General features: G+C 69.1%; 5 protein-coding genes. All 5 read left to right on the plus strand.

What is annotated here, in order from left to right:
* The first annotated feature begins 50 nt into the window (after nt 1-50).
* The 5 genes from Q0Z83_RS51475 (at nt 51) to Q0Z83_RS51495 (ending at nt 11,541) form a co-directional block, all read left to right on the plus strand.
* Nucleotides 51-887 (plus strand): ABC transporter ATP-binding protein, encoded by an 837-nt coding sequence (locus Q0Z83_RS51475; RefSeq protein ID WP_317790876.1) that lies wholly within the window; start codon nt 51-53, stop codon nt 885-887.
* Nucleotides 884-1,669, plus strand: coding sequence for an ABC transporter permease (locus Q0Z83_RS51480; RefSeq protein WP_317790877.1), 786 nt, complete (start codon nt 884-886; stop codon nt 1,667-1,669). Before Q0Z83_RS51475 ends, Q0Z83_RS51480 begins: the two co-directional genes overlap by 4 nt.
* Nucleotides 1,666-2,799 carry a sensor histidine kinase gene (locus tag Q0Z83_RS51485; RefSeq protein ID WP_317790878.1) on the plus strand — a complete coding sequence of 378 codons (1,134 nt, stop codon included), beginning with the start codon at nt 1,666-1,668 and terminating at the stop codon, nt 2,797-2,799. The genes Q0Z83_RS51480 and Q0Z83_RS51485 overlap by 4 nt, the downstream gene beginning before the upstream one ends.
* A 43-nt stretch (nt 2,800-2,842) precedes the next feature.
* Entirely contained in the window at nt 2,843-3,460 is a 618-nt protein-coding gene (locus tag Q0Z83_RS51490; RefSeq protein ID WP_317790879.1) for a response regulator transcription factor, read from the plus strand.
* Between the two features lie 203 nt (nt 3,461-3,663).
* The gene (locus Q0Z83_RS51495) at nt 3,664-11,541 is read left to right on the plus strand and encodes a Calx-beta domain-containing protein (protein ID WP_317790880.1); all 7,878 of its coding nucleotides are present in this window, start codon (nt 3,664-3,666) and stop codon (nt 11,539-11,541) included.
* Nucleotides 11,542-11,671 lie beyond the last annotated feature (130 nt).

Raw genomic sequence — 11,671 nt, forward strand, 5'->3', positions numbered from 1 at the left:
CGTCGCGTGGTCGTCCCGTCGGGGCCGCGCGACAGAGCACGATCAGATCCATGGAAGCCATCGAGGTAACCGGACTTCGTAAGACATACGGCGGGCAGGACGCGGTCGCGGGGATCGACCTCGTCGTCGCCCGTGGCGAGATCTTCTCCCTGCTCGGGCCGAACGGCGCGGGCAAGACCACCACCGTCGAGATTCTCGAGGGACACCGCCGCCGGACCGCCGGTGACGTGCGGGTCCTCGGCGAGGACCCGGGTACCGCGGGTTCCGCGTGGCGGACCCGGATCGGCATCGTGCTGCAGGACGCCGACGACGCCGCCGACCTGACCGTGCGCGAGATGGTCCGGCACATCGGCGGGTTCTACCCGGACCCGCGCCCGGCGGACGAGGCGATCGAGCTGGTCGGGTTGAGCGCGAAACGCAACAGCAAGATCCGGACCCTCTCCGGTGGACAGCGGCGCCGCGTCGACGTGGCCCTCGGCATCGTCGGCCGTCCCGAGCTGCTCTTCCTCGACGAGCCGACCACCGGGTTCGACCCGGAGGCGCGACGTCAGTTCTGGGACCTGATCCGCAGGCTCGCCGGTGACGGCACCACCATCGTGCTGACCACCCACTACCTGGACGAGGCGGAGGCGCTGGCCGACCGGCTGGCCGTCGTGTCGGCCGGCCGGATCGTCGCCGAGGGCACCCCGGCCACTCTGGGCGGGCGGGGCGCCGCCGAGGCCCGGGTCAGCTGGACCGAGAACGGCGTCACCCGGGTCGAGCAGGTCAGCGACCCCGGCGACCTGGTCCGTCACCTGGTGGCGTCGGGCGCCGATCTGAGCAGCCTGACGATCACCCGCCCGACCCTCGAGGACACCTACCTGAGCCTGATCGGAGCCACCCGATGATCGCGATGAGTCTGAGCCGCGGCCACGTGGAACTGCTCCAGTTCCTGCGGGACCGGACCGCGGTGATCTTCACCTTCTTCTTCCCGGCGCTGCTCCTGCTGCTGTTCGGCACCATCTTCGGCAGCGAGTCGACCGAGTCCGGGGTGGCGGTCAGCCGGATCTTCACGGCCAGCATGATCGCCTACGGCATCCTCAACACGGCGTTCGTGACGATGGGCTCCGGGCTCGCGATGGATCGTGAGGACGGGACGCTCAAGCGGCTCCGCGGCACACCGATGCCGGCTACGGCGTACCTCATCGGCAAGGGTCTTCTGGTTTTCGCCCTGAGCGTGGCCGAGGTCGCCTTCCTGATCCTGATGGGCGTCGTGGTCTTCGACATGCCGCTGCCGCCGGCCGACCACTGGGTGACCTTCCTGTGGATCTTCGTGCTGTCGACGGTGGCCTGTTCGCTGCTCGGCATCGCGGTCAGCGGCCTGGTCAAGAACGCCCGCAACGCCGGCGCCATCCTGAACGTGCCGGTGGTGGCGCTGCAGTTCATCTCCGGGGTGTTCATCCACCCGATGACCCAGCTGCCGGAGTGGCTGCAGAACGTCGCGTCGATCTTCCCGGTCCGCTGGATGGCGCAGGGCTTCCGCTACGTCTTCCTGCCCGACGGGGCGAAGGCGCAGGAGATCGGTGGCGAATGGCACCTCGGCACGGTGGCCGTGGTGCTCGGTGTGTGGTGTGTGGTCGGATTGATCCTGTGCCTGGTGACGTTCCGGTGGAGCGGTCGCGACAAGTGAGCGAGTCGCAGTCCTCCTATTGGCTGTGGGAGCTGTTCTTCGGGGTCACCGTGGTGGCGGTCGGCGCCGCGATGATCATCGTGGACGGATTCGAGCCCTGGCGGCGGGCGGTCGCGCTCGCCGCCATCGGCGCGATGCTGCTGCTGCACCTGGTGGTCGGCCGCCCGCTGATCGCCCGGGACGCGGAGAACACGGCGGCGCTGCTGACCCTGCTCACCCAGCTGGTCCTCTTCGGTGTCGCGGTCTGGGCCGTGCCGCTCGCCACCTGGCTGATGTTCGCGGTCATCCCGGTGATCTTCCAGATGGTGGCGGTGCGACTCGCGATCGTCCTGGTGGTGGTGGCCAACCTGATCCCGGTCGGGGTGGAGGCCTGGTATGAGCCCGGTGGCATCGGCATGGACATCGTGATCGCCGCGATCTCCACCGGCGCCGGCATCTGCATCGGCCTCTGGATCCTCAAGACGCTGCACGAGAGCGAGCAGCGGGCGACGCTGATCACCGAGTTGGAGGCGAGCCGCGCCGAGGTGGCCCGACTCTCCCACGAGGCAGGCGTCGCGGCCGAGCGGACCCGCTTGGCGGGCGAGATCCACGACACCCTCGCCCAGGGCTTCACCAGCATCATCACGCTGGTCCAGGCGGCCGATCCGGGGCTGCGCGACGAGCGGCTGGCGCTCGCCGTGCGTACCGCACGGGAGAATCTCGCGGAATCCCGGGCCCTGGTCGCGGCCCTCTCACCGACCGCGTTGGCCTCCGCTTCCCTACCCGAGGCGGTACGCCGTAGCGCCGCCCGTTTCACCGAGGAGGCCGGCGTGCCGTGCTCGGTCCGGGTCACCGGCTCCGTCGTCGAATTGCCCACCCGTGTGGAAGTGGTGCTGCTCCGCGCCGCGCAGGAGGCTTTGACCAATGTGCGGCGACACGCGGGCGCGCGGGAGGTGGCGCTGTTGCTCGCCTACTCACCCACTACGGTGCGATTGGTCGTTCGCGACGACGGCTGCGGTCTCAAGTCCGATGTCTCCGAAGGTTTCGGACTCTCCGGCATGCGAACGAGGGCTGCACAGGTCGCCGGCACCCTGACCATTCGCAGTGACGCCGACACCGGCACCACCGTCGAACTGGAGATTCCCGCGTGATCCGGATCCTGCTCGTTCTCCGCGCCGCCCCGGTGGGGCCGGCGTGATCCGCATCCTTCTGGTCGATGATCACCCCGTGGTGCGGATGGGGCTGCGGGGGATGCTCGACGCCGAACCCGACCTGTCCGTCGTCGGCGAGGCGTCCTCCGGTGCCGAGGGGTTCGAGCAGGCCGTGGCGCTCACCCCGGACATCGTGCTGATGGATCTGCGCATGCCCGGCGGCGACGGGGTCGAGGCCACCGGGCGGATCCTGTCGGCCGCCCCGGGCGTCCGGGTGATGGTGCTGACCACCTACGAGTCGGACCGGGACATCCTGCGCGCGATCGAGGCCGGCGCGGCCGGATACCTGCTCAAGGACGCCTCACCGAAAGAGCTGGCCGACGCTGTCCGGGCCGCCGCCCGCGGCGAGACGGTGCTGGCCCCGAGTGTGGCGTCGACCCTGGTCCGGCAGGTGCGCAGCCCGGCCCCGCCGGCCCTGTCGGCGCGCGAGACCGAGGTCCTCAAACTGGTCGCGAGCGGCCTGACCAACGCCGACATCGGCAAGCGCCTGTTCATCAGCGAGGCAACCGTGAAGACGCATCTGCTACGCGTCTTCAACAAACTGGACGTGGCCGACCGTACCGCCGCGGTCACCACCGCGATGCGGCACGGCCTTCTGTAAAACCTCTCATAACCAGCGATTCGGGTGACTAGATTCGTGTCGGTACCCCTCCCACCTCGGCAAACGCCGGAGGAGACGACACCATGCGTGAACGCCCAGCCCACCGGGCAGTAGAAGAGGTCCCGTTCCGGCTATGGGGTCCGGGTCGACTCCATGCGTTCATATCGATCGCGGCCGCCACCGCGGTCGGACTGGTACCGGGGATGGCGCACGCGGCACCGGAGACGAAGATCCTGTCCGGGCCGGTGGTGAACATCGGTGCGCCGGACCGTGAGACGGTCGCCGAGGGCGATCAGATCGTCTTCCCGGTGACACTCGTGGGCGGAAGCGACCCGGTCGACGTGCAGTTCGAGATCATCGACGGCTCGACCACCGCCGACGACTACGAACCCGTGACCGGCTCGGTGGTTCTCGATCCGGTGACCACCCCGACCTCGCAGATCGAGGTGCGGACGACCGCAGACGTCACCTCCGAGGCGGCCGCGGAGACCTTCTCGATCCGCGTCGTCGACACCGAGGAGGTCACCCCGGGCGACGCCGGAGCCGGCCGGATCCTCGACCCGGTCCTCTCGGTGACGCCGTCCGCGACGATCCCGGAGGGCGACGACGATCATGAGCAGACCTTCGACGTCTCGCTCAACGTGGGTTTCCGGGACGGCCTCGATCTCGGCTACGCGGCCACCGCGGACAGCGCGATCGACGACCTTCATTTCGAGGCTGCGAGCGGACCGCTGAGTTTCGCCGCCGACAGCACCAGCGCAGAGTTCGACGTGACCATCCACGGCGATCAGCGACACGGCGGCGCGAACCGGGCCTTCAGCCTCGACCTGTCCGGTTTCAGTAAACCGAACGTGGTGTGGCCGGGGCCGCAGACGATCACCATCGAGGACGATGAGAGCCTGCCGGCGGTCACCTCGGTGACCGGCGAGCCGTCGACGACCGAGGGCGACTCCGGTCCCACCACGGTGACCTACACGGTGGAACTGACCGAGGCCAGTACCGAGCAGATCACGCTCGACGTCACCGGCACCGACGGAAGCGCGGAGCAGGCCGGCGACGGTCCGGGGTCCTACGATTACGCGGTCCCCGGCGAGGTGGTCTTCGAACCCGGCGAGACGAGCAAGACCTTCTCCGTGACCGTCAACGGCGACGAGGTCCTCGAGGAACGGGAGACGGCCACCATCACCGTCACGCCCAGAGACGGGGACCCGGCCATCGGCCCGGCGGCGAAATCCGCCGCTCTCGTCATCGAGAACGACGACCACCCGATGGTCCTGACCTTCGGTGGGTTCGACCAGTCCGAGGGCAGCTCCGATGTCCCGGTGACGCTCGACGTGGCGGGCGCCTTCGAAGGGCCCCTGCACTGGACGGCGTCTGTTCGCGGCGTCTCGACGGACGCCTTCGACAGCGCCGAGAGCGATGACTACGACGCGGGCGACCTGGACCTGGAGGGCGACCTCACCTCCGGTGACAGCCAGATCAGCCTGGGCACGATGGATGTCCTGCTCGGTAGCGCCGACGAGTTCGACGAGGCGATCGAGTTCACCGTCGACGTCGACGGTGTGGGTTCGGTCAGCGGCATCGGCATCATCCGCGACTCGCCCGACCACACCGAACCCCGGCTCGAAATGGTGGACCAGGCCGTCTTCAAGGAGGACCGGGAAGCGGGTCTGCCGGTCCGGGTCGAGTTCGATCCGTCCGCCGGCAACCTGGCCACTACCAGTGAGAAGCCGATCAAGGTCGGATATTCGACCGCGGACGGCTCGGCGCTCGCCGCCGACGACTACACGGCCGTGACCGGCGCCACGGTGACGTTGTCGGACGAACCGCCGTTCACAGAGCTACCCCTGACCCTGAAGCGGGACGAGGAACCCGAGGACGATGAGAGTTTCACCGTCAGCCTCGCCGACCCGGAGAATGCGACCCTGGGCTCGGTGTCGTCCACGGCGGTGACGATCACCGAGAAATCGCCGACGATCGCCGTCGCCGACGCCCCCGCGGTCGCCGAGGGCAACGTGTTGAAGTTCCCGGTGACGCTGAGCGAGCCGGTTGCTGAGCCGCTCAAGGTGCGGGTGGTCACGCAGGGCGGAACCGCCGAATCGGGGAGCGACTACCCGGCGGTCGACACCGAGATCGAGATACCGGCCTTGGCCCAGACCGCGGTCGTCGAGGTGCCGACGATCCCCGACGGCGAGGCCGAGTCGGATCCGGAGACGGTCAGCGTCAAGATCATCGCACCGGAGGGCGTCACGCTCGGCACCGACACCGCCACCGGCGACATCATCGATGCCGCTCTCACGGTCTCCGCCGACGATGACACCTGGGAGGGGAACTCCTGGGATCACCCGTACACCTTCACCGTCAAGTCCAATGTCGCCTTCGACACCGATGTGAAGGTCGGCTACGAGATCGTCGGTAGGACCGCCACCGCGGACGAGGACTTCAGTGCGGTGTCGCCGGGCGAGTTGCTGTTCTCGGCGGGTGACACCGAGAAACGGATCACCGTGATGGTCGCCGGAGACGAGGTGCCCGAGGGCGACGAGACCTTCACCATCCGGCTGACCGGGGTCACCGGGACGACAGCCGCCGTCGCCGGGGTGACCGGCTACGAATTCACCATCATCAACGACGAGCAGATGCCGGCGATCATGTCGGTGACCGGCCCGGACTCGCTGGTCGAGGGGGATGGCCCCACCGAGCTCACCTACACGGTCGAACTGGACCAGCCCACGCCTGTCCCGGTCGTCCTGGCGGTGGAGGGCAGCCCCTACGGTTCCGCCGTGCCGACCGACGACGGGGTGGGCGGGAAGGACTACAGCTTCCCGGAGACGATGACCATCGATGCGGGACAGAGTTCGGGGACGGTCACCGTGACGATCAACGGTGACACGGTCTTCGAAGAGGACGAGTTCACGTCGGTCGTCGTGAAACCCCGGGACGGCGACACGAGTGTGCGTGGAACCGATCTGGCGAATCTCACCATCACCAACGACGACCCCCTGCCGGCGCTGGCCTTCGTCGGATTCGACGAGACCGAGGGGGCACAGAACGTTCCGATCGGATTCACCGTCACCGGATCGTCCCAGGCTCGGTACCACTGGACGGCGACCGTCGAGAGCTCTGACGAGGGCACCGGCGAGTACGGCGTGGAGCGCGACTTCACCAGGGAGGAGCTCACGCTCGAGGGCGACCTCGAGCCCGGGGCGACGAGGGTCTCGCTGGGCGTCATCGACCTGGTGACCGGCAGCGCCGACGAATACGACGACACGGTCACCGTCCAGGCGCAGGTCGAGACTCTGGGGCCGGTCAGCGGTACGGGCACGATCCGGGACCTGCCGTCGCATAAGCCGCCACTCCTCGTGCCGGACGGGGACGTCACGGTCGGTGAGGGAGAGGTGGCCTATGTCGGTGTCCACGCCGACTGGTCGGGCATCGACGGCAACACCGCCACCAAGACGGAGAAGCGTCTCCAGGCCACCTTCCGGACCGTCGCCGGAACGGCGTCCGAAGGCTCCGACTACCAGAGCGAATCCGGCCAGTTGTTCTTTGAGGATGGCGACCAGGGCGGATACGCCGCCATCACCACAAACGCCGACGGGGTGCCCGAGCCGGACGAGACGTTGACTATCGAAGTGACCGATACGGGCGAGAACCGATACACGGGACCGTCGCCGACGGTGACGATCAAGGACGTCGAACGGAAGGTCGGCGTCGGTGACGCCGGTACGGTCGCCGAGGGTGGGGTGCTCAAGTTCCCGGTCTCCCTGACCGCGGCGAGCGGGGCGCCGATCACGGTGAAGGTGTCCACGTCGGCGGGCACGGCCGTGGCGGGCGCCGACTACACGTCCGTCACGGATCGGGAGGTCGTGTTCGCCCCCGGTGAGAAGACGAAGGACGTCGAGGTCGCGACGCTCACCGACGACGACCCCGAGGACGTCCCGGAGACCGTGTTCCTGCGCGTCACCGACACCGGTGGAGTCGGTGCCGGGACGATGACGGCCGGCGGGGAGATCGCCGACCCGATCCTCTCGGTCATCCCGGAGGGGATGATCAAGGAGGGTGACGACGGTGTCGTCGACGCCCGGATCGGCGTGCGGCTCAATGTGGCCGCCCAGGCCGAGGTCCGGCTCGACTACGAGGTCGTGGGCGACACGGCGGTCGACGGCGAGGACTTCGACGCGGTCTCCCGCCGGTCTCTGGTGTTCGAGCCGGGACAGATGTACCAGGAGATCACCGTGCCGGTCCATGGTGATCTCGACGACGAGGGCGCGGGCGAGACCTTCAAGGTCAGGTTCTTCGCGGTGACGGGTGCACGATTCGCGGGTCCCGACGAGCAGACCTTCACCATCGTCGACGACGACGGCGCACCGGCCATCGCCTACCTGGGGATGCAGGACGGCGAACAGGGCGAGCAGGACACCACGAGCTACGAGGAGCTCTATGTACAGCTGACCGGACCCGTCGCCGAGTCGACCGTGCTGGACGTGCGGGCGATCGACGGGACCGCGGTTCAGGCGGCGAGCGGGCTGGGCAGCGCCGATTTCAGCCTTCCGGAGACGGTGACCGTCAACCGGGGCGAGGCCTTCGCGCGGATCCCGGTCACCCTCAACGGCGACGACGTCTACGAGGGCACCGAGACGGCCACCGTGGTGGTCTCGGCCCGGCCGGGCGACACCGCGGTGGTCGGTCGGCAATCGGCCACGCTCTACGTCTACGACGACGACACGCCGCCGACATTCACCGTCGACGAGTCGATCCGAGCCGAAGGCAGCACCGATGTCGCCGTCCAGGCGACCGTCACGGGTGCGGCCCAGGCGCCGATCCGCTGGCGGGCCACGGTCGACGGCGCCGGGCACGACGGTTCCGATCCGGCCGAGCCCGACGACTACGACGCCGCTGGTCTGGTGGCGACCGGCACACTCGCACCGGGCGCCACCCGGCTCGACCTGGGCACCCTGAGCCTTCCGCTCGGCTCCGCCGACGAACTCGACGAGACGGTACGGGTGACTCTCGCGCCCGAAGGACTGCCGGCAGCGGACGGGTACCTGACGATCCGGGACGCCGAGAATCACCTCCCACCCGCCGTGACCGTGCCGGCGGCCGTCTCGGTCACCGAGTCCGGCGCCGCGACCGTACCGGTCACCCTCGATTTCGCGGGCGTCGCGGGTAACGCCGCCACCTCCACCGAGAAGACGGTCACGGTCGACTACGCCCTCACTCCGGGTTCGGCGACAGCCGGTTCCGACTACACCGACTCGCCCGCCCCACTGTCCTTCCCCACCGGCACGACGATCCGGAACATCACCGTCCCCACCCGCCGCGACGACATCGTCGAGTCCAGCGGCGAGGACTTCACGGTCGGGCTGACCGGCGCCGCGAACGCCACGGTCGGGCAGGCCTCGGTCACCACCGTGACGATCAACGATCCGGCCGTCGACGTCGCACGCGGCTTCACCGTGACACCCACGGTGGCCGTGACCGAGGGCCGGGAGGGCACCGCCGAGATCACCGTCAGCCTCGCCGCCCCGGCGGCCGAGGACCTCGACTTCGCCGTCAGCGCGACGGACGGGACCGCCCGGCGCGCGGTCGCCGTACCGGGCGGTGACGACTTCTCCACGCCGTCGTCTGTGCTGCGGATCCTCAAGGACCAACGGTCCGCTGAGATCACCGTGCCGATCCTCGAGGACGACGTCTTCGAGGAGGACGAGACCGCGACGATCACCGTGGAGGTGGCGCCGGGGGAGACCGGGATCAGTGGCACCGCCCAGGTGAGCAACATGCTCATCCACGACGACGATCCGGTGCCGACGATCAGCCTGAACATCGCGAGTGCCACCGAGGGCGGCGACATCGACGTCATCGCCACCCCGAGTGGGGTGGCCGAGGACCCGATCGGTTACCTGTTGAAGCTGAGCGGTGACGCGGGCGCCGGGCTGGACCCGGCGGAGCCGTCCGACTTCTCGGACAGCGGCGACCCGGTGGTCCTGCCCGGTGGTGGCTCCGGTCCGGTCACACTCCGCACCATCAAGCTCACCAGCGACGCGATCGACGAGGCCAGCGAGAAGATCAAGGCCGTTCTGGAGAACCTGACAGCCCCCGCCGAAGCGCCTGTCACCAGTACGTACACCATCACCGACGACCCGGCTGACATGCCACCCGTGGTCTCCCTCTCCCCGGTCACCGTGGCCGAGTCGGCCGGCGGTGTGGGCGTGCCGGTGACCCTGACATACGCGGCCGGCAATGGCGCCACCGCCACCGAACGCCCGATCTCGGTCACCTTCCGGGCGGATCCCATGACGGCGGACGCGACCGACTTCGGAGCACCCGGCCCGAACCCGGTGATGATTCCGGCCGGGGCGGCCAGTGCCACGGTCTGGGTGCCGGTCGTCAACGACACCCGGCACGAGCAGCAGGAGTCGTTCCTGCTCCAGACCACAGGCGTCATCCCGGAGGAGGCCGCGCCTCAGGCGCAGTCGGCCCTGATCGGCATCGAGGACGACGATCCCGCACCGGCGTTCACCGTCACGGGTGACCTGTCGGTCCGTGAGGATGCGGGTTTCGCCCGGCTGACGGTCGAACTCGACTCCCCGGCTCCGGACGCCGTCGATTTCACCGTCGGGGCGCGCGACGACAGCGCGACCGACAGCGGTGCCGGCATCGGCGGCGACGACTACGACCTAACGACCGGCGTCGTCAGGATCCCCCAGGGCGGTACCGCCGCGACGGTGACGGTGCCGATCAAGGCGGACGACGTCTACGAGGGCGACGAGAAGGCGCAGATCACGGTGGCCCTGGCCGAGGGCGAGAAGGACGCGTCGGGTGGGCCGCGGGACATCACGCTGTCGATCGGCGACGACGACGCCCAGCCGGTCGTCACGCTGAAGCCGGTGACCGCGGTGGAGGGCGCCGCGGTGGACGTCACCGTTGCCGTCGCGGGCAGCACCCAGCGTGCGTTCGATCTCGGTGCCCTGTCGGTGTCCGGCGACGGTGGCAGCGGTGATCCCGCCGAGGCGGGCGACTACACGACCGACCTGAACACCACGCTGCCCGCCGGAACCGTGAGCGGTGATGTCCGGCTCGGCTCGGTCCGGATCGCGGCCGACACCGTGGACGAGGCCGACGAGGGATTCACCCTCGGCATCGGTGGCGCGACACTGGACTTCCGATTCTCCGACGACCCGGCCGACGCGATGCCGGCCGTCTCGATCGGCGACGTCCGGGTCGGTGAGAGCGACGGGACCGCCGACCTCACCGTGTCGCTGGTCTTCAGCGGCGAGACCACGGCCACCGAGCAGACGGTGTCCGTCCCGTGGACGACGGTGGACGGTAGCGCGAAGTCCGGCCAGGACTATCAGCGCGCCGACGGCACGATCACGTTCGGACCGTCCGAGACCTCGGCCACCGTGTCGGTGCCGCTTCTCGGCGACGTCCGGGACGAGGACGACCAGCTCTTCCTGGTTCGGCTCGGTGCGGCGGCACCGGGCGGGATCACCACGGCGAAGGCCGACGGCAAGGTGACCCTGGAGGACGACGACGAGCCGAACGCGCCGACGCTGCCCGATCCGGCCGACCTCACCGGCGGTGGCAAGGTCTTCATCAGCGGGACCGCGGCCGCCGGAGAGAAGGTCGAACTTCTCGGCGCACCCGGCTCCAGCGGCGGGACGTTCCGCGTCCTGCTCTCCACGGAGACCAACAGCGACGGCGCCTATTCCTTCAGTCCGACCTTCAAACAGGGCTACCGGGTCCAGGTGCGGTCGGGGAAGCTGACCTCGCCGATCCGGATCATCCAGGTGAAGCAGGACCCGGACATCAAGGTCTCCTCACCGTCCCGCCGCACCGCGCGGATCACGGTCACCGGTGACCCGGCCCGTGAGGGGCAGGCCGTCACCGTGCAGCAGCAGGACGGCGGCGGCTGGGAGACGGTCGCCACCGGTCGGCTGGACGAGGACGGCACGTTCGTGACCACCGAGGGATCACTGCGCTCCGGGCGTAACTACGTCTACCGCGCGACGGTCGCAGCGGTCCCGGCCGCCGGCATCCTCGCGGGCCGGACGGCGTCGAAGACGATCAAGGTGAAGTAGGACCGATCCGGTTGCCGCGTTTGAAACACGAATTCCTGTCATAAGCCACTATCCGGGCGGATAGATTACCGACGGCGTTGCCTGTTTCCACAGCTCAGCGCGCCTCTCGAGTCATCCGGTCAGTCGCTGA

It is taken from the genome of Actinoplanes sichuanensis (genome assembly GCF_033097365.1).
Taxonomy (GTDB): Bacteria; Actinomycetota; Actinomycetes; order Mycobacteriales; family Micromonosporaceae; genus Actinoplanes; species Actinoplanes sichuanensis.

What these genes read in the sequence shown, in the direction of transcription:
- Q0Z83_RS51475 (WP_317790876.1), top strand. Translation starts at nt 51, where the DNA reads ATGGAAGCCATCGAGGTAACCGGACTTCGTAAGACATACGGCGGGCAG.
- Q0Z83_RS51495 (WP_317790880.1), top strand. Translation starts at nt 3,664, where the DNA reads ATGGCGCACGCGGCACCGGAGACGAAGATCCTGTCCGGGCCGGTGGTG.
- Q0Z83_RS51480 (WP_317790877.1), top strand. Translation starts at nt 884, where the DNA reads ATGATCGCGATGAGTCTGAGCCGCGGCCACGTGGAACTGCTCCAGTTC.